Origin of the sequence: Streptomyces sp. NPDC053755 (assembly GCF_040677675.1) — a bacterium.
In the GTDB taxonomy this organism is placed as follows: Bacteria; Actinomycetota; Actinomycetes; order Streptomycetales; family Streptomycetaceae; genus Streptomyces.
This window is the reverse complement of sequence record NZ_JBFASK010000001.1, coordinates 142,190-160,846: the sequence shown is the minus strand read 5'-3', so window position 1 is coordinate 160,846 and position 18,657 is coordinate 142,190. Positions and strand designations below refer to the sequence as shown.

Below are 18,657 nucleotides of genomic sequence, written 5' to 3'. Positions count from 1 at the left end.
GCACGTCGCCGGTGAACGGCGGGCCCGCCGGCCGTCACACGGGCTGAGCGGCGCCCAGGGCCTCGCTCAGCACGAACCCGGGGTCGACCTGCGCGGCCAGGTCGGCCCCCGTCTTCTCGTTCCCCCAGCTCTCCGCGTTCCGCAGGTGGAAGTGGACCATCTGGCGCGTGTAGCGCTCCCAGTCGCGATGGGCGTACGAGTCGTCCGCCGCGTCCTGGAGGGCCTGCAGCGCCATCCGGTTGTCCGCCTCCAGCAGCTCGAAGCGCGGGGGGCGGCCCTTCTCCATCGCGCGGACCCAGTCCGAGTGCCCGACCGTCACCAGCAGGTCGTCCCCCACCTCGTCCCGCAGGAAGTCCAGGTCGTCGGGGCCCTGCACCTTGTTGCCGACGACCTTGAGCGCGACCCCGAAGTCCCTCGCGTACTCCTTGTACTGGCGGTAGACCGAGACGCCCTTGCGGGTCGGCTCGGCGACCAGGAAGGTCATGTCGAAGCGGGTGAACATCCCCGAGGCGAACGAGTCGGACCCCGCCGTCATGTCCACCACGACGTACTCGTCCTGGCCGTCGACCAGGTGGTTGAGGCACAGCTCCACCGCGCCGACCTTGGAGTGGTAGCAGGCCACCCCGAGGTCCGACTCGGTGAACGGCCCGGTCGCCATCAGCCGGATGTCCCCGTCGTCCAGCCGGACGGTCCGGGCGCACGCCTCGTACACCGGGTTGTCCTCGCGGACCCGCAGCAACCGCGAGCCCTCTCCGGGCGGCGTCGTCTTGATCATCGTGGCGGCGGAGGCGATCCGCGGATTGCAGCCCCGCAGGTACTCCTTGATCAACGGCAGGTGCGCTCCCATCGCGGGCAGGGTCGCCGCCTCGGTCTCGTCGAGTCCGAGCGCGGCCCCGAGGTGCTGGTTGATGTCGGCGTCCACCGCGACGACATGGGCTTCATTGGCGGCGAGGTGGCGGATGAACAGCGAGGACAGCGTCGTCTTCCCGCTGCCGCCCTTCCCTACGAAAGCGATCTTCATGTTCACCTAGGGTAGTGGCACGGTCGCGCGTTGTGGTCAAGAGGCGTGAAGAAGACCACTCGAACGTGGGGCGGGGGTCATGGGCGCGTAGCCTCGCTACCTATGAGTACGCACGCCTCTGACCCCTTGGCCGCCCTCGGCTCCCTGCCGGGTGTCGCCGACTCGGTGGACTCCGTACGCAAGGCCGTGGACCGCGTCTACGGCCACCGTGTGATGCGGCGCCGCAGCAACGAGATCACCTCCGAAGCGGCGCTGCGCGGTGCGCGCGGCTCGGCCGCGCTGTCCGGAGCCGAATGGGCCCTGGAAGAGGTCCGGCGACGCACCGACTTCAGCGGCGACGCCGAGGCGCGCACGGTGGGCGCGGCCCTGCGCCTGAGCGCGGAGGGCGGTCAGCTGCTCTCCATCTGGCGGCAGTCTCCGCTGCGGGTCCTCGCCCGCCTGCACCTGGTCGCCGTGGGGCACGCGGGGCGCGGGTACGCCGCCGAGCGCCCGGGCGGGGAGCGGGACGGGGCGGCCGACGCGGTCGGCAGGCCCCGGCTGGCGGGTGAGGCCGTGGACGAACCGCTGATCGAGGCGCCCCTGCCGGACCCCGCGGAGGTCGCGGGCCGGCTCGACGGACTCTCGGAACTGATCATCGCCGGAGGCACGGCTCCGGCCCTGGTGACGGCGGCCGTGGTGCACGGCGAACTCCTCGCGCTGCGCCCGTTCACGTCCTGCAACGGGCTGGTCGCGCGCGCCGCCGAGCGGATCGTGCTGGTCGGCAGCGGCCTGGACCCGAAGTCGATCTGCCCGGCCGAGGTCGGGCACGCGGAGCAGGGCCGCGCGGCCTATGTGGCGGCCTTCGAGGGCTATCTGTCCGGTACGCCGGAGGGTGTGGCCGGATGGATCGCCCACTGCGGGCGGGCGGTCGAGCTGGGCGTACGGGAGTCGACGGCGGTCTGCGAGGCGCTCCAGCGCGGTGCCGCCTGAGTCCGGAAAGGGTTGCGGCGGTACCCGTTCAGGTACCGCCGCTGGCACGTCGGCCGAGTTACCAAGCGTCCTCGATATGTGCCCATCAGGCGGGGATCTTCGCCCTACGCCTGGTGCGGCTGGCCCGTAATCGACGGGTCGACGTCGCGTGGGTGCCCGACTTCGGTGCTGGGTCCGTGGGGCCTTCTTGCTCAACGGGTCATCCTCTCGGATGTCCCAGGTCTCGCGGGCCTGATTCCTTTCTACTCCTGTCGGAGGGGAAGGGAAAGTGGTGACTCCACTTCTTTACTTCCGGATCAAATTCGGGCAAAGCGATCGGCAAGTGCGGCCTGCCGCCGACGGCTGGCGTACCAGACGAGACCGGCGGTCGCCGCGGCCGCGCCCACGGCCGCGGCGGCGACGAGCGCCGGCCGTGGCGGCATCCTGAAGCCGGGAAGGCGCTGCTTGAGCCGGACGGGCTTCTCGAACAGCAGCACCGGCCAGTCCCTGGCGGTGGCCTCGCGGCGCAGGGTCCGGTCCGGGTTGACCGCGTAGGGGTGGCCGACGGCCTCCAGCATCGGAACGTCGGTCGCCGAATCGCTGTAGGCGAAGCAGCGTGAGAGGTCGTACCCCTCCGACTCCGCGAGCTCCCGGATCGCCTCCGCCTTGGTGGGTCCGTAGGCGTAGTACTCCACCTCGCCGGTGAAGCAGCCGTCGTCGCCGACGACCATCCGGGTGGCGACGACCCGGTCGGCGCCGAGCAGCTCGCCGATCGGCTCCACGACCTCGGCCCCGGAGGTCGAGACGATCACGACGTCCCGCCCCGCGGCGTGGTGTTCCTCGATGAGGGACGCCGCCTCGTCGTAGATGAGCGGGTCGATCAGGTCGTGCAGGGTCTCGGCGACAAGCTCCTTGACCTGCGAGACGTTCCAGCCTTTGCAGAGCGCGGAAAGATATTCGCGCATCCGCTCCATCTGATCGTGGTCGGCGCCGCCCACGAGGTAGACGAACTGGATGTAGGCCGTCCGCAGGACGGCGCGGCGGTTGATCAGCCCGCCTTGGTAGAAGGACTTGCTGAAGGTCAGCGTCGACGACTTCGCAATGACCGTCTTGTCCAGGTCAAAGAAGGCGGCTGTGCGCGGCAACGAGTGGTTTTCCACGAGCCTGAGCATAGGTGCCCGCCATTCGGCGTACGCTCGGGCGTGTGGGTTTGCCTGAGAAGGCTCTCGGGTACACCATGGAAGTCACGGATCGTTCGCGACCGTGCTAACCCGGTCCGGCTCCTCCCCCCCCGAGTCGGCCGGAGAGACGACCCCCGCTCTCCCCCCCGGCGGGGGTCGTCGCATGTCCGGACGCGTTTTCGTCCCTTGGGCGGTCATCCCTTCCCCCTCTCCTCGGCCCTTCGGCCGTGAAGTCACCACGCCCTGTTTCCGTCACTCAAAGTAATCGAGGCGCTGCTCTCCGGGAAGCCCCCGGAGGGGTCATGGTGATATTCACAGCGACGGAGTTATCCACAGTTTTTGAGTGAGATCCCCAAGATTTCCGGCACTGCCCCACGGTGATTCCAGCCGCGATGTTCGCGGACGACGGGAATCACCGATCTATCCCGTTCCCGCGATCGACGCGGACGGGATCACATCGACAGGGGGAGTGGCACGTGACGGGATCCATCGCGCACCGGACATCGAGGACCTCGCGGGCCGTGAGGACCTCGCGGTCCCCGGCCGACGGGGACGGGCCGGCCGGCCAGGAGCGGCGGGCCGGGCCGCTGATCGTGACCGAGGACCTCGCGCTCCTCGACGACCTGCTCCGGCTGTGCGCCGCGGCCGGAGCCGAGCCCGAGGTGCACCACACGGTGCCGGAGCGGCGCGCGGACTGGTCCGACGCCCCCCTCGTCCTCGTCGGAGAGGACGCCGCCGACCGCTGCCGGGCCGCCGCGCGCCGCCAGGGCGTGATCCTGGTCGGCAGGGACCGGGACGACCCCGACGTCTGGCGGCGGGCCGTCGAGATCGGCGCGGAGTGCGTGCTGCGGCTGCCCGACGCGGAGAGCTGGCTGGCCGACCGGATCGCTGACGGGGTCGAGGAAGCGGGACGGCAGGCCCTGACCGTCGGCGTCATCGGCGGCCGCGGCGGTGCGGGCGCGTCGACACTCGCCTGCGCCCTCGCGCTCGCGGCTGCCGGAGCGGGGCGCCGCACGCTGCTCGTCGACGGCGACCCTCTCGGCGGCGGTCTCGACATCCTGCTCGGGGGCGAGCGGACCGAGGGCCGGCGCTGGCCCGACTTCGCCGCCTCGAAGGGGCGGGTGGCCGGCGGAGCCCTGGAGGAATCGCTGCCGTCGGTGCGGGGCCTGCGGGTCCTCAGCTGGGACCGCGGCGACTCCGTCCTCGTGCCGCCCGAGGCGATGCGCTCCGTCCTCGCGGCGGCCCGCCGCCGAGGCGGGGTGGTCGTCGTGGACCTGCCGCGCAGGCTCGACGAGGCGGTGACCGAGGCACTGGCCCAGATCGATCTCGGCCTGATGGTCGTCCCCGGGGAGCTGCGGGCCGTCGCGGCGGCCCACCGGGTCGCCTCCCTGGCCGGGATGGTGCTGAGGGACCTGCGCGTGGTCGCGCGCGGGCCGTACGCCGCGGGGCTGGACGCGCGGTGGGTGGCGGACGCGCTGCGGCTGCCGCTCGCCGGCGAGTGCCCCCATGACCCGGACCTCGCGGCCGCCCTCGACGCCGGCTCCCCGCCCGGGGCCGGGACCCGCGGACCGCTGAGCCGGTTCTGCGGGGAGTTCTGGGAGCGGGCGCTGGCGACGGAGGGCGCGGCGTGAGCGGCGAGGGCCGGCCCGTGAGTGGCGCCGGACTGTTGGACGCCGTCCGGCAGCGGCTCGCCGAGAGCGGTGCCGAGCCGACACCGGCGAGGGTGGCGGCGGCGCTGCGTGCCCAGGGGCGGCTGCTCGGCGACACCGAAGTCCTGGGAGCGGCCGAGGCCTTGCGCTGCGAACTGGTCGGCACGGGACCGCTGGAGCCGCTGCTCACCGATCCCGAGGTCACCGACGTGCTGGTCTCGGCGCCGGACCGGGTGTGGGTCGACCGGGGAGCCGGTCTCGAGCTCACCGGCGTCTCCTTCGCGGACGCGGCGGCGGTACGACGCCTGGCGCAGCGCCTCGCCGCGGTGGCGGGCCGCCGTCTGGACGACGCCAGGCCCTGGGTGGACGCCCGGCTGCCGGACGGCACCCGGATGCATGCCGTGCTGCCGCCGGTCGCGGTCGGCTCGACGTGCCTGTCCCTCCGGGTCGTGCGCCCGAGAGCCTTCTCCGTGGCGGAACTGACGGCGGCGGGCACGGTCCCGCCCGGCGGGGAGCGGGTGCTGCGGGCGCTGATCGAGGCGCGGGTCTCCTACCTGATCAGCGGCGGCACGGGCTCGGGGAAGACCACGCTGCTGTCGACCCTGCTCGGGCTGGTGGGGGCGGGGGAGCGCATCGTCCTGGCCGAGGACTCGGCCGAGCTGAGGCCCGACCACCCCCATGTGGTGCGCCTGGAGGCACGGCCGGCGAACCAGGAGGGCGCGGGCCTGGTGACACTGCGGGACCTGGTGCGCCAGGCGCTGCGGATGCGGCCCGACCGGCTCGTGGTCGGTGAGGTCAGGGGCGGCGAGGCGGTCGATCTGCTGGCCGCCCTGAACACCGGGCACGAGGGCGGCTGCGGCACCGTCCATGCCAACACGGCGGCGGACGTCCCGGCCCGGCTGGAGGCGCTGGGGACGGCGGCGGGACTCGACCGGGCGGCGCTGCACAGCCAGTTGGGCGCCGGGCTGTCGGCGGTGCTCCATCTCGTGCGGGACAGGACGGGCCGGAGGCGGATCGCCGAGGTCCACGTCCTCGAGCGTGACCGGGAGGGCCTGGTGGTGACGGTGCCCGCGCTGCGCTGGGACGCGGACGGGTTCGAGCGGGAGCGGGGCTGGGGGCGGCTGCGGTCGCTGATCGGGGGCGAGCGGTGGTGAGGGACCCAGGGGTGCCGGCCCAGGTGGCGGCCGCCCTGTGCGCGGTGGTCGTGCTGTGGCGGCTGCACGAACGCGAGCGGGGGCGGCGCCGGGTGATCGCGGTGCTCGCCGGCATCGGGGCGTCGGGGAGCGAGGGCGCCGGCCATCGGGAGGCGGCTCCGGGCGGCGGCACGGGGGCGTGGCGGAGCGTAGGTCCACGCTGGTGGGGCCTGCTGCGTGAGCGGCGCGAGTGGCTCTGTCTGCCGGCGGCGGCGGTCGTCGCGCTCCTCGGGGAATCACCGCTGCCGCTGGCGGCGGGGGCCGTCGCGGTGCCGCTGGTCGGGCGAAGACTGCGCGCGGCGGCGCTGCGCGGACGGCGGGAGGAGCGGTCCGACGGGGCGGTGGCCCTGTGCGGCGCGGTAGCCGGTGAGCTGAGGGCCGGTCGGCAGCCGGCCCAGGCGCTCGTCTCGGCGCTCGGCGAGACAGGGGCGGCCGGGGCGCTGGGCCCGCGTGAGGAGGCCGCGCTCCTCGCGGCGGCCCGGTTCGGCGGGGACGTGCCCGCGGCCCTGCGCGAGGCGGCCCGACAGGACGGCGCGGACGGCCTGGCCGGGATGGCGGCCTGCTGGCAGGTGGCCGTGGACGGCGGGGCGGGCCTGGCCGCCGGGCTCGACCGGCTGGAGTCCGCGTTGCGGGAGCGCCGGGACCAGCGGGAGCGGATGAGGGCACAGCTGGCGGGCGCCTGGGCGACGGTGGCCGTCCTCGCGGTCCTGCCGCTCGTCGGCATCGCGCTCGGCACGGCACTGGGCGCCCGACCGCTGCACGTGCTGCTGCACACACCGGTGGGCTGGGGCTGCCTGGCCGCGGGCGCGGCCCTGGAGACGGCCGGCCTCTGCTGGGCCGGGCGGATCGTCCGGGGTGGTGAGGAGGGGTGACGGACATGGCGGGGCCGTGGGCGGGAGTACTGGTCGCGGGGGAGTTCGGAGGGTTCGTCCACAGGCTGGGGGCGGCGCTCCTGGTGGCCGGGGCGCTCGTCGGGTCGGGTACGGCCCTCGCCGAGCGGCGGCGCGGACGGCGGACGCGGAAGCGGCTCGCTGCGCTCCTGGGGGCCGGGTTCGCCACCGGACGGCCGCGAAGGACGGGCCTTCCGACCTGGTCGCGGACGTGGGCCGCACCGCTCGCTGCCGCCGGCCTCGGATACGCGTTGTTCGGCGGCGGCGTCGGCTGCCTGGTGGCGCTCGGGGCGGCCTACGGGGCGCGAAGGTGGTCGGCCCGTCGCGCGGCCACCGCGGACGAGGCCGAGGAGGTGGTGCGGCAACTTCCGCTCGCCGCGGATCTGCTGGCGGCCTGCGCCTCGGCCGGTGCGGGGCCGGGGGAGGCGGCGGAGGCCGTCGGACGCTCGCTGGGCGGGCCGGTGGGCGAGCGGCTGGCACGGACGGCCGCCGAACTGCGGCTGGGTGGTGAACCGGCCGAGGTGTGGCGGAGGTTCGGCGCGATACCCGGGGCGGGAGGACTGGCCCGCTGCCTGGAACGGGCCGGTTCCTCCGGCGCGCCCGCCGCCGAGGCGATCGCGAGGCAGGCGGCCGGACTGCGGGCCGAACACGCCCGACGGGCGGCGACGCGGGCGCAGCGGGCCCAGGTCCTGATCACCGCGCCCGTGGGCCTCTGCTTCCTGCCCGCCTTCCTGGCGGTGGGCGTGGCCCCGGTCGTGGTCGGCCTCGCGACCGGGCTGCTGCGGAGCTGAGGGGCGACGCGTGCCTCCGCCGCACACGAAGAACAGCCAACGCATCGCAGAACAACGAACACATCCCACTACACACACCCACGGGGGTTGGCATGAAGAACACGAGGAACGGCGAGAGCGGGCCGGGCATGACGGCCCTTCGGACCTGGTGGCGGGCCCGGAAGGCCGCCCGTTCGGACGCGGGGATGACCACGTCCGAGTACGCGATGGGGACGATCGCGGCGGCGGCCTTCGCCGCCGTGCTGTACAAGATCGTGACCAGCGGATCGGTCTCGGCGGCGCTGGAGTCGGTGGTCGGGAAGGCGCTCGATGCGCCGTTCTGACCGGGGCTCCGTGAAGCACCGGGAGTTCCTGGGCGGGGACTGGCCGCAGGGGCGGAAGTCCCTGGAGGACCAGAGGCCCGGGAAGGGCCGGGAGGAGCGGCGCGGGGGCGGGTGCCTCTTGCGTGACCGGGACCGGTGCGGGGGCGGGTGCCTCTCGCGTGACCGTGACCGGCGCGGGGGCGGGTGCCTCTCGCGTGACCGTGACCGGGACCGCGGCTTGGACCGTGACGAGTGCCAGGACCGGGGGTCGGTGACGGTGGAGGCGGCGATGGCCCTGCCCGCCTTGGTGGCCTTCACCGTGGCTCTGGTCTGGGCGCTCGCCGCGGCCGCGGCGCAGATCCAGTGCGTGGACGCGGCGAGGGCCGGGGCACGGGCCGTAGCCCGCTCCGAGCCGGTGGCGGTGGCCGAGACCGCCGCCCGGGCAGCGGCCCCGGAAGGCGCCACGGTGGCCGTGGCGCGCTCCGGGGAGCTGTGGCGGGTGACCGTGCGGGCGCCGGCCCCCGGGCCGGGCGGGATGGGCCTCACGCTGCACGCCGAAGCCGCGGCGCTCGCCGAGGACACGCTCCAGGACGCCTTCCCGGACACCACCGGGGACACCACCGGCAGGACGGCACGGCCTATGGCCCCGGGGAGAGACACACCGGTGCGGGGTGCGTCGTGAGGGGCCTCGTGGAAGGGCGGCGGGGTCCGGTGCATGCCGGCCGGTGGTCGGTGGCCCGCGCGATGAGGGGCCTCGTCGAAGGGCGGCGGGGTCCGGTGCATGCCGGCCGGTGGTCGGTGGCCCGCGGGGTGCGGGACCTCGTGCTCGGCCGGGGGGCCTCCGGCGCCGGCCGCGTATGGGCGGCTCGCATGGCGAGGGGCCCGGGGTGCGGGCGGTGTGGCCCCGCCGGGGGCGATCGGGGGGTGGCGACCGTGTGGACCGCGTTCGCGGCCTGTGTCCTGTGCGTCGTGTTCGGGGCCGTGCTGGCCCTGGGCCAGGCGGTGGCGGCGCGGCACCGGGCGGGCGGGGCCGCGGATCTGGCAGCCCTCGCCGCTGCCGACCGGGCGCTGTGGGGCGAGGAGGCAGCCTGCGCCGCCGCGGCCCGGGTGGCGGCCGCCCAGGGGGCCGAGATCCTGCGCTGCTCGGTGCGGGGCGACGTCGCCGACGTGACGGCGTCGGCGCGGCTGGGGCCGTACGCCCCGTCGGTCAGGGCGCGGGCGGGGCCCCCGGAGGCGCTGCCGGGGCTTCCCGGAGCAGTTCCGTGAGGAGCCGGACGGCACCGCGCTTGTGGAGCGGGTCGTTGCCGTTGCCGCACTTGGGGGACTGGATGCAGGACGGGCAGCCGGCCTCGCACTCGCAGGAGGCGATCGCCTCGCGGGTGGCCGTCAGCCACTCCCGAGCGGTGTGGAAGGCCCGCTCGGCGAAGCCCGCGCCACCCGGATGGCCGTCGTACACGAAGACGGTCGGCAGCAGGGTGTCGGGGTGCAGCGGGACCGAGACCCCGCCGATGTCCCAGCGGTCGCAGGTGGCGAAGAGCGGCAGCATGCCGATCGAGGCGTGCTCCGCGGCGTGCAGGGCGCCGCCGAGGATCTCCGGGTTGATCCGGGCGGCGTCGAGCTGGTCCTCGGTGACCGTCCACCACACGGCCCGGGTGCGCAGGGTGCGGGGCGGCAGGTCGAGCTTGGTCTCGCCGAGCACCTCGCCGGTGATCAGACGGCGGCGCAGGAAGGAGACGACCTGGTTGGTGACTTCGACGGAGCCGAAGCAGAGCCGGCCCGCGCCCCAGGGGATCTCGGTGTCGGTCTCCAGGACGGAGATGGCGGTGGTGTCGCGGGCGGTCGTCGAGTACGGCGGGGAGGCCTCCTCGACCAGCGCCACCGAGTCCTTCAGGTCCAGGTGCTTCACCAGGTAGGTGCGGCCCTGGTGGAGGTGGACGGCGCCGTCGTGGACGGCGGTGTGGGAGGCGGCCTCGTCGACCGTGCCGAGGAGGCGGCCGGTGGCGGCCTCCACGATCTGCACCGGGCTGCCGCCGCCGCCGCGGATGTCGGTCAGATCGGCGGCCCGCTCCCTGCGGGTCCAGTACCAGCCGCCGGTACGCCGGCGCAGCAGCCCGGCGGCCTCCAGCTGGGGCAGCAGGTCGGGGGCGGCCGGACCGAAGAGCGCCAGGTCGGAGTCGGTCAGCGGAAGCTCCGCGGCGGCCGCGCACAGATGGGGGGCGAGCACGTAGGGGTTGTCGGGGTCCAGGACGGTCGACTCGACCGGCTGCCGGAAGAGCGCCTCGGGGTGGTGGACCAGGAAGGTGTCCAGCGGGTCGTCGCGGGCGACAAGGATCGCCAGGGCGCCTTCCCCGGAGCGCCCGGCCCGGCCCGCCTGCTGCCACAGGGAGGCGCGGGTGCCGGGGTAGCCGGCGATCAGGACGGCGTCGAGGCCGGAGACGTCCACGCCGAGCTCCAGGGCGGTCGTGGCGGCCAGGCCGAGGAGCTCCCCGGAGTGCAGGGCGCGTTCCAGGGCACGGCGCTCCTCGGGCAGGTAGCCGCCCCGGTAGGCGGCCACCCGGCGGGCCAGGGAGCGGTCGACCTCGGCGAGGCGTTCCTGGGCGATGACGGAGATCAGCTCCGCGCCGCGCCGGGAGCGGACGAAGGCGACGGAGCGGACGCCCTGCACGGCCAGGTCGGTCAGCAGGTCCGCCGTCTCGGCGGTGGCCGTGCGGCGCACCGGGGCGCCCTGTTCGCCGTGGAGCTCCGTCAGCGGGGGCTCCCAGAGGGCGAAGACCAGCTCGCCGCGCGGGGAGGCGTCGTCGGAGACCTCCGAGACCGGCAGTCCGGTCAGCCGTCCGGCCGCCACGGCGGGCTCGGCGGAGGTCGCGGAGGCGAGGAGGAAGACGGGGTCCGCGCCGTAGCGGGCGCAGACGCGGCGCAGCCGGCGCAGCACCTGGGCGACGTGGGAGCCGAAGACGCCCCGGTAGGTGTGGCACTCGTCGATCACGACGTAGCGCAGGGAGCGCAGGAAGGAGGACCACCTGGGGTGGCCGGGAAGTATGCCCCGGTGCAGCATGTCGGGGTTGGTCAGGACGTAGTTCGCGTACTGGCGGACCCACTCGCGTTCCTCGACCGGCGTGTCGCCGTCGTAGACGGCAGGCCGGATCCGGTTGCCGAGCGGGGCGGCCAGCTCTCGTACGGCGCGCCGCTGGTCGGCTGCGAGGGCCTTGGTGGGGGCGAGGTAGAGGGCGGTGGTGCCGCGCCCGTTCGCGGCCTCGGAGCCGTCCAGGAGGGCGGAGAGGACCGGGGTGAGGTAGGCCAGGGACTTGCCCGACGCCGTGCCGGTGGCGATCACCACGGATTCGCCGTCCAGGGCCCGCTCGGCGGCCTCTGCCTGGTGGGCCCAGGGGTGCTCGATGCCGGCCGCCTGGATCGCGCTGATCACTTCCGTACGGATGCGATGCGGCCAGACGGCATGGCGACCCGCCCGGGCGGGCAAGTGCTCCGTATGAGTGATGCGCGCTGCCCGGCTCTCGCCCTGGGTGAGCCGGTCGAGGACCACGCCGGGAGACGGGCGACTGCCCGTGCTTTCAGCGGGTCCACTGGGGCGGTGATTCTTGGCCATCGGCACCGAGTGTGTCACTGGCGTGACGGACAATGCTCCCAAGGCGTCGTGCATGGCTGCTGGTAAGTGATTGAATGCCATCGCGGCTGGCGATCCGTCCCCCGACTCCGCCCGGGAGACCCGAGGGGCGACCGCTCGATAGCAAGGTGCTGGAGGATCCGTGGACCTGTCCCTGTCGACTCGCAATGTGTCCGGCCCGAGTGGCGACCGTACGGTCGTCGAGGTCGGTGGCGAGATTGATGTGTATACCGCGCCCAAGCTGCGCGAGCAGTTGGTCGAGTTGGTGAACGACGGCAGCTACCACCTGGTTGTCGACATGGAGGGCGTGGACTTCCTCGACTCGACCGGCCTCGGCGTGCTGGTGGGTGGCCTGAAGCGCGTGCGCGCGCATGAGGGCTCGCTGCGCCTGGTCTGCAACCAGGAGCGCATTCTCAAGATTTTCCGGATCACCGGCCTGACCAAGGTGTTCCCCATCCACACCACGGTCGACGAGGCCGTCAACGCCACCGACTGAGGTCGGAAGAAGGTCGAGGAGAGCCGGGCCGGCCAGGCCCGGTCCTCCGAGTTGCCCGTCCATCGTTCCTAGGGGGACCGCATGGCCACCGTTGAACTCCGCTTCAGCGCCCAGCCCGAGCACGTCCGCACGGCCCGCTTGGTGGCGGCCGCGGTGGCGCGCCGGGCCGGGGTCGACGAGGCGGTTCTCGACGAGGTCAGACTCGCCGTCGGCGAGGCGTGCTCCCGGGCGGTCGGGCTGCACCGCGGCCATGGTGTGACCACCCCCGTCCGCGTCGTGCTGACCGAGGAGGAGAAGAGCTTCTCCATCGAGGTCGGCGACGAGGTGCCGGGCGCGGGGGTGGCGGCGGCCGACGCCGCCGGTGTCCCCGGCGCGCGGTCGGAGGCGCCGGTCGAGGAGTTCGAGGACCCGGACGGCGAGGACGAGATGGGCCTCGCGGTCATCCGCGGGCTCGTCGACGACGTCGAGGTGAGCGCCGGCGAGCAGGGCGGAGTGATCCGCATGAGCTGGCCGACGACCGCGACGGCCGTGCTTCCCTGAAGCGGCGAGAACCGAAAAAGAGGCCCTGCTGAGCAGGGCCTCTTTTCATTTCTCTAGATCATGGATCATGTGTTCATGCTTTTGCCCCATTACTGCTTCCGGTGGGGAAGAGTGAGGCAATGGGGAATTCCATTTGCGGCGCCCTGTTTTGATCGGGTTCCGCTCCCTACAATCCGTCCACATCTTGAGCTCGCAACGTCAAGGAGGACGAATGGCGGGGCTCTTCAACCCAGAACTGGCCGGACACCCCACTTCTCTCGCCGCAGCGGTACTCACCGACGGAAACCGGACGATCGTGATCGTCATCGCGGCCGTCGCGCTCGCGGCCCTGCTCGTCGCCCAGCTCCTGGTCCGCCAGGTGCTCTCCGCAGGTGAGGGCACCGACGCGATGAAGAAGATCGCGGCCGCCGTACAGGAAGGCGCGAATGCCTATCTCGCGCGGCAGCTGCGCACTCTGGCGATCTTCGCCGTCGTCGTGTTCTTCCTGCTGATGCTGCTCCCGGCCGACGACTGGTCGCAGCGCGCCGGGCGCTCCCTCTTCTTCCTGGTGGGTGCGCTTTTCTCCGCGACCACCGGATACATCGGTATGCGGCTCGCCGTACGGGCGAATGTGCGCGTGGCCGCCGCCGCGCGTGAGGCCACCCCGGCGCCGGGCGAACCGGAAAAGGATCTGACGGCCGTCTCGCACAAGGCGATGAAGATCGCTTTCCGTACGGGCGGAGTGGTCGGCATGTTCACCGTGGGCCTCGGCCTGCTCGGCGCCTCCTGCGTCGTCCTGGTCTACGCCGCCGACGCGCCCAAGGTCCTGGAGGGCTTCGGCCTGGGCGCCGCCCTCATCGCCATGTTCATGCGTGTCGGCGGCGGCATCTTCACCAAGGCCGCCGACGTCGGCGCCGACCTCGTCGGCAAGGTCGAGCAGGGCATCCCCGAGGACGACCCGCGCAACGCCGCCACCATCGCCGACAACGTGGGCGACAACGTCGGAGACTGCGCCGGCATGGCCGCCGACCTCTTCGAGTCGTACGCGGTGACGCTGGTCGCCGCCCTCATCCTCGGCAAGGCGGCCTTCGGCGACCTCGGCCTCGCCTTTCCGCTGATCGTCCCGGCGATCGGCGTGGTAACCGCGATGATCGGCATCTTCGCGGTCGCCCCGCGGCGCGCCGACCGCAGCGGAATGAGCGCCATCAACCGCGGATTCTTCATCTCCGCGGTGATCTCCCTCGCACTCGTCGCCGTCGCCGTCTTCGTCTACCTGCCCTCCTCCTACGCCGACCTCAAGGGCGTCACGGAGCCCGGGATCCAGGCCCACGAAGGCGACCCGCGGGTCCTCGCGCTCGTCGCCGTCGCCATCGGCATCGTCCTGGCCGCGCTCATCCAGCAGCTCACCGGCTACTTCACCGAGACCTCCCGGCGCCCCGTCAGGGACATCGGCAAGTCCTCGCTGACCGGCCCCGCCACCGTCGTCCTCGCGGGCGTCTCCATCGGTCTGGAGTCCGCCGTCTACACCGCCCTGCTCATCGGGCTCGGCGTCTACGGCGCCTTCCTGCTCGGCGGCACCTCCATCATGCTGGCGCTCTTCGCGGTCGCCCTGGCCGGCACCGGGCTGCTCACGACCGTCGGCGTGATCGTCGCCATGGACACCTTCGGCCCGGTCTCGGACAACGCCCAGGGCATCGCCGAGATGTCCGGCGACGTCCAGGGCGCGGGCGCGCAGGTCCTCACCGACCTCGACGCCGTCGGCAACACCACCAAGGCGATCACCAAGGGCATCGCCATCGCGACCGCCGTCCTGGCGGCCGCCGCCCTCTTCGGCTCCTACCGGGACGCGATCGCCACGTCGGTCGCCGAGGTCGGGGCCAGGGCCACCGAGACGAACCTCGTCATGGACATCTCCCAGCCCAACAACCTCTTCGGGCTGATCCTCGGTGCCGCGGTCGTGTTCCTGTTCTCCGGACTCGCGATCAACGCCGTGTCCAGGTCGGCGGGAGCGGTCGTCTACGAGGTGCGGAGGCAGTTCCGCGAACACCCGGGGATCATGGACTACTCCGAGCAGCCCGAGTACGGGCGCGTCGTCGACATCTGCACCAAGGACGCGCTGCGCGAACTCGCCACGCCCGGGCTGCTCGCCGTGCTGGCCCCGATCGCGGTCGGCTTCTCCCTCGGCGTCGGCGCCCTCGGCGCCTACCTCGCGGGGGCCATCAGCACGGGTGCGCTGATGGCCGTCTTCCTGGCCAACTCCGGCGGGGCGTGGGACAACGCCAAGAAACTCGTCGAGGACGGCCACCACGGCGGCAAGGGCAGCGACGCCCATGCCGCGACCGTCATCGGGGACACCGTCGGCGACCCGTTCAAGGACACCGCGGGACCTGCGATCAATCCCCTGCTGAAGGTGATGAACCTGGTCGCCCTGCTGATCGCGCCGGCCGTGGTGCAGTTCAGCTTCGGCGACGACGCGAGCGCCGGACTGCGGACGCTGATCGCGGTCCTCGCGATCGCCGTCATCGTCGGCGCGGTCTACGTCTCCAAGCGGCGTTCGGTGGCGATGGGTGACGAAGACAACGCCGGAGACCGGTCGGACACCCCTTCGAGCGCGCCCCTCGTTCCGTAATACCTGGTCAAGGAGAAGGCGGGCGGCATGTCCTGACGTGCCGTCCGCCTTTTGGCGTGCGGACGTGAGGCGTGTCTCCCTTGGTGCAAAAGGCTGCAATACGGGATGAACCGGTACCACGAAAGGTGGATGTCGCCCGCTTGGCGTGTATGTTCCGGGGCCGAGAGCCTTGGAAGGGACCGATCCGGTGAACAAGAAGCTTGCGGCCGCACTGTCCGGCGGCGCGGTACTGGTACTCGCGCTGTCCGGGTGCAGCGACGACGGCGACAAGGTAAACGACTGGGCCAAGACGGTCTGCGACCAGGCGAAGCCCCAGATCCAGAAGCGGGCCGACGCCCAGCAGCTGATCATCTCGACGGCGGCGGACGGAAAGCCCGCCGACATCCAGGCCGCCGACTCGAAGGCGTTCCAGGACATCGCCGACGCCGACCGGGCGCTCGCCAAGGCCATCGAAGGGGCCGGTGCGCCGCCCGTCGACAACGGCGAGAAGGTCCAGCAGGACGCGATCAAGGAACTCAACGCGACCGCGGTGGCGTACGAGGGACTGAAGAAGCAGGTCGACGCGCTCGACCCGAACAACCAGCAGAAGTTCGCGGACGGGCTGCAGGGCGTCGCCGACGGTCTGAAGAAGATCGAGAAGATGGACCAGGACGCGCTGGCGAAGCTGCAGGGCGGTGAGCTGGGCACGGCGATGGCGAAGCAGCCCGGCTGCCAGAAGGCGAAGCCCTCGACGCCGGCCGCGAAGCCAGGCTCGAAGCCCTCGAAGCCGGCCGCCACGGCGGCGACGACGGCCAAGCCGTCGGCGACCGCGAGCAAGAGCGCGGAGTAGCGAGAGCGCGGAGCGGCGAGAGCGGGGAGCGGCGAGAGCGGGGAGCCGAGCGCGGAGGACCGGTGACGTTCGAAGGTCCGGCAGCGCGAAGGACCGCAGATGTCCGAAGGTCCGGCAGCGCGGAGGCCCGGCGGCGCGGAGGTCCGGCAGCGCGGAGGTCCGACGGAGTCGAGCCGGGCCGGAACGCGGGGGCTGTACCCGCCCCGTTCCGGCCCGGCTCGCTCATGTCCGGGCCGGTACCGGCTCCGTTCCGGATCGGCTCCCGCATGTCCGGTGCCGCGCCCGGCCGTTCTCCCGGGTGCCACCGCGACCGGCGGTCCCGAGCGGCTCCCGCCCCCGGTCGTCGGCCGCGAGTCAGGGACCGGGAAGCGCCACGCGCGTGCCGCCGGGCGTGAGGATTGTCGGTGGGGGCGGTCACAATGGGCGGGTGAGTACGACCAGCCTGACCACCAGCCTTCCGGTGCCCGCGCACGCCGCCCGACTGCGCGAGGCGCTGCTCGCCGCCGACTTCACCGCCGACGGGCTGCTCGAGCTCCTCGGCGCCCCCGCCTACGCCGCCCTCGCCCGCAGCGAGACCGTGCCCGCGCTGCGCGCCACCCGCGGCGACTCCCCGCTGGAGACGCTCGTGCGGCTCTTCCTGCTCCAGGGCTCCGTCCCCGGCGAGCGGGCCGCCGCCGCGCTGCCGCTGAAGGAGGCGCTGGCCGACGGCTGGATCGAGGAGGCGGACGGCGGGATCCGGGCGACCGTCGACGTACGGCCGTACGGCGGGCCCGAGGGCGAGGACTGGTTCATCGTCTCCGACCTGGGCTGCGCGGTCGGCGGCGCCGGCGGCATCGGCAGGAAGGACGAAGGGGTCGTCCTCGGCGTCGGCGGCGCCTCCACGACGCTCGCCGGAATCACCGTCCGTACGCCGGTCGCCTCCGCGCTCGACCTCGGTACCGGCTCCGGGATCCAGGCCCTGCACGCCTCCCAGCACGCCACCCTGGTCACCGCGACCGACCTGAACCCGCGCGCCCTCGACTTCACCCGGCTCACGCTCGCCCTCTCCGGCGCGCGCGAGGCCGAACTGCTCCAGGGCTCCCTCTTCGAGCCCGTCGACGGCGACACGTACGACCTGATCGTCTCCAACCCGCCGTTCGTCATCTCCCCCGGCGCCCGGCTGACCTACCGCGACGGCGGGATGGGCGGCGACGACCTGTGCCGCACGCTCGTGCAGGAGGCCGGGGAGCGCCTCAACGACGGGGGATACGCCCAGTTCCTCGCCAACTGGCAGCACGTCGAGGGGGAGGAGTGGCAGGACCGGCTGCGATCCTGGGTGCCGCGCGGCTGTGACGCGTGGATCGTGCAGCGCGAGGTCCAGGACATCACCCAGTACGCCGAGCTGTGGCTGCGGGACAGCGGCGACCACCGCGAGGATCCGCGGCGGTACACCGAGCTGTACGAGGCGTGGCTGGACGAGTTCGAGGCCCGCGGGACCAAGGCCGTCGGCTTCGGCTGGATCACCCTGCGCAAGAACGCCGCCGTGGCCTCCGGCGCCGTGGAGCCGTCGATCGTGCTGGAGGAATGGCCGCACCCGGTCGAGCAGCCGCTGGGCGACGCCGTACGGGCCCACTTCGAGCGCCGGGACTATCTGCGGACCCGGGACGACGCCGCCCTGCTCGCCGAGCACTTCGTCCTCGCCCCCGAGGTCGTGCAGGAGCAGGTCGGGCTTCCGGGCGCGGAGGACCCGGAGCACGTGGTGCTGCGTCAGAACCGCGGCATGCGGCGCGCGACCAGGGTGGACCACGTCGGGGCCGGCTTCGCGGGCGTCTGCGACGGTTCGCTCAGCGCGGGCCGGATCCTGGACGCGATCGGGCAGTTGACGGGCGAGGACCCGGTGCTGCTGCGGGACCGCACCCCCCAGGCGATCCGGCTCCTCGTGGAGGAGGGCTTCCTGCTGCCCGTCGGCGAGGGCGGGGGCGCCTGATCCGGCGGCTGATCCAGCGGTGCCTGCCCTGAGGACGCCGGTCGGCGGGCCTCGCGGCGGCCGGTGGGGGGCTCGCCGGCGCGGACCGGTTCCGTTTCCGGCCGGCCGCCCGCTCGCCGTGGCGTGCTACGCGACCTCCGGCCCTGCCCGGCCCCCTGGACGGCCCAGCCCTCGAACACGGCAACTCCGCTGGTCAGGCCGTCGAACCGGGTCTCCTGTTCGGCTTCCCCCGGGCCGGGGCCGTGCCTCGCCGACGACCGGTTCCACCCCGGTGGCGCCGCCGACCCGGTGGCTTCCGCCTTCCGCGTGTCCGCGGAGACGTCCGGGCCGCTCCTGACGACCGAGCCGCCGCGCCCCTGCGCGTCGGACACGGGGCGGCGCTGCTCTCCTCCGAGTCCGCGGTTGTCCGCGGTGCCCGCCGTGGCGCTGCTCACGTTCTCCGGTTCTCCGGACGGCCGACCGGACGGAGGCCGGGCGTCACCGCCGGGCCGTCCGTTCGGGGCGATGTGACGAACCCGTCCCGGGGAGGCGCTCGGCACCCGCTCCGATCGTCCGCACTTTCCGGCCGGACGGCCGACCGGACGGAGGCCGGGCGTCACCGCCGGGCCGTCCGTTCGGGGC

16 protein-coding genes are annotated in these 18,657 nt (G+C 73.4%); 13 read left to right on the top strand and 3 right to left on the bottom strand.

Translation table 11 applies throughout. The annotated features are described in order from the left end of the window. Window positions 1-34 precede the first annotated feature (34 nt). Window positions 35-1,021 (bottom strand): ATP-binding protein, encoded by a 987-nt coding sequence (locus AB0K65_RS00690; RefSeq protein ID WP_365712839.1) that lies wholly within the window; start codon window positions 1,019-1,021, stop codon window positions 35-37. Window positions 1,022-1,123: 102 nt separating this feature from the next. Here AB0K65_RS00690 and AB0K65_RS00685 point away from each other — a divergent pair, with 102 nt between their 5' ends. Further along, entirely contained in the window at window positions 1,124-1,990 is an 867-nt protein-coding gene (locus tag AB0K65_RS00685; RefSeq protein ID WP_365712837.1) for an oxidoreductase, read from the top strand. Between the two features lie 296 nt (window positions 1,991-2,286). On the opposite strand, the gene AB0K65_RS00680 is transcribed toward AB0K65_RS00685, so the two are convergent. Then, the gene (locus AB0K65_RS00680) at window positions 2,287-3,141 is read right to left on the bottom strand and encodes an HAD-IB family hydrolase (RefSeq protein ID WP_365712835.1); all 855 of its coding nucleotides are present in this window, start codon (window positions 3,139-3,141) and stop codon (window positions 2,287-2,289) included. Window positions 3,142-3,671: 530 nt separating this feature from the next. On the opposite strand from AB0K65_RS00680, the gene ssd reads away from it, so the two are divergent. The 7 genes from ssd (at window position 3,672) to AB0K65_RS00645 (ending at window position 9,241) form a co-directional block, all read left to right on the top strand. Next, window positions 3,672-4,781, top strand: coding sequence for a septum site-determining protein Ssd (gene ssd / locus AB0K65_RS00675; RefSeq protein WP_365712833.1), 1,110 nt, complete (start codon window positions 3,672-3,674; stop codon window positions 4,779-4,781). Continuing rightward, the gene (locus tag AB0K65_RS00670; protein ID WP_365712831.1) at window positions 4,778-5,953 is read left to right on the top strand and encodes a TadA family conjugal transfer-associated ATPase; all 1,176 of its coding nucleotides are present in this window, start codon (window positions 4,778-4,780) and stop codon (window positions 5,951-5,953) included. The genes ssd and AB0K65_RS00670 overlap by 4 nt, the downstream gene beginning before the upstream one ends. Before the next feature lie 11 nt (window positions 5,954-5,964). After that, window positions 5,965-6,864 carry a type II secretion system F family protein gene (locus AB0K65_RS00665; protein ID WP_365712830.1) on the top strand — a complete coding sequence of 300 codons (900 nt, stop codon included), beginning with the start codon at window positions 5,965-5,967 and terminating at the stop codon, window positions 6,862-6,864. A 5-nt stretch (window positions 6,865-6,869) separates the two neighbouring features. Then, the gene (locus AB0K65_RS00660) at window positions 6,870-7,673 is read left to right on the top strand and encodes a type II secretion system F family protein (protein WP_365713608.1); all 804 of its coding nucleotides are present in this window, start codon (window positions 6,870-6,872) and stop codon (window positions 7,671-7,673) included. A gap of 128 nt (window positions 7,674-7,801) precedes the next feature. Then, a complete protein-coding gene (locus tag AB0K65_RS00655; RefSeq protein WP_365713606.1) occupies window positions 7,802-7,996 on the top strand; it encodes a DUF4244 domain-containing protein in 195 nt (64 codons plus the stop codon). A gap of 217 nt (window positions 7,997-8,213) precedes the next feature. Then, on the top strand, window positions 8,214-8,657 hold the full coding sequence (locus AB0K65_RS00650) for a TadE family type IV pilus minor pilin (RefSeq protein ID WP_365712829.1): 444 nt from the start codon (window positions 8,214-8,216) through the stop codon (window positions 8,655-8,657). A gap of 188 nt (window positions 8,658-8,845) precedes the next feature. Then, entirely contained in the window at window positions 8,846-9,241 is a 396-nt protein-coding gene (locus AB0K65_RS00645) for an Rv3654c family TadE-like protein (RefSeq protein ID WP_365712827.1), read from the top strand. Here AB0K65_RS00645 and AB0K65_RS00640 read toward each other — a convergent pair. Continuing rightward, window positions 9,183-11,660, bottom strand: a complete 2,478-nt coding sequence (locus AB0K65_RS00640; protein ID WP_365712825.1) for a DEAD/DEAH box helicase — start codon at window positions 11,658-11,660, stop codon at window positions 9,183-9,185. The two genes, AB0K65_RS00645 and AB0K65_RS00640, sit on opposite strands and share 59 nt — an antisense overlap. A 79-nt stretch (window positions 11,661-11,739) precedes the next feature. Here AB0K65_RS00640 and AB0K65_RS00635 point away from each other — a divergent pair, with 79 nt between their 5' ends. The 5 genes from AB0K65_RS00635 (at window position 11,740) to AB0K65_RS00615 (ending at window position 18,036) form a co-directional block, all read left to right on the top strand. Beyond that, window positions 11,740-12,093, top strand: a complete 354-nt coding sequence (locus AB0K65_RS00635; protein ID WP_137988538.1) for an STAS domain-containing protein — start codon at window positions 11,740-11,742, stop codon at window positions 12,091-12,093. An 81-nt stretch (window positions 12,094-12,174) separates the two neighbouring features. Continuing rightward, window positions 12,175-12,633, top strand: a complete 459-nt coding sequence (locus tag AB0K65_RS00630; protein ID WP_365712822.1) for an ATP-binding protein — start codon at window positions 12,175-12,177, stop codon at window positions 12,631-12,633. 211 nt (window positions 12,634-12,844) lie between these two features. Beyond that, complete coding sequence (locus AB0K65_RS00625) at window positions 12,845-15,241, top strand: sodium-translocating pyrophosphatase (protein WP_365712820.1); 2,397 nt, start codon at window positions 12,845-12,847, stop codon at window positions 15,239-15,241. 187 nt (window positions 15,242-15,428) lie between these two features. After that, window positions 15,429-16,070 (top strand): small secreted protein, encoded by a 642-nt coding sequence (locus AB0K65_RS00620; protein WP_365712818.1) that lies wholly within the window; start codon window positions 15,429-15,431, stop codon window positions 16,068-16,070. Window positions 16,071-16,497: 427 nt separating this feature from the next. Further along, window positions 16,498-18,036: a methyltransferase gene (locus AB0K65_RS00615; RefSeq protein WP_365712816.1), complete on the top strand. Its 1,539-nt coding sequence runs from the start codon at window positions 16,498-16,500 to the stop codon at window positions 18,034-18,036. The last annotated feature ends 621 nt before the right edge of the window (window positions 18,037-18,657 follow it).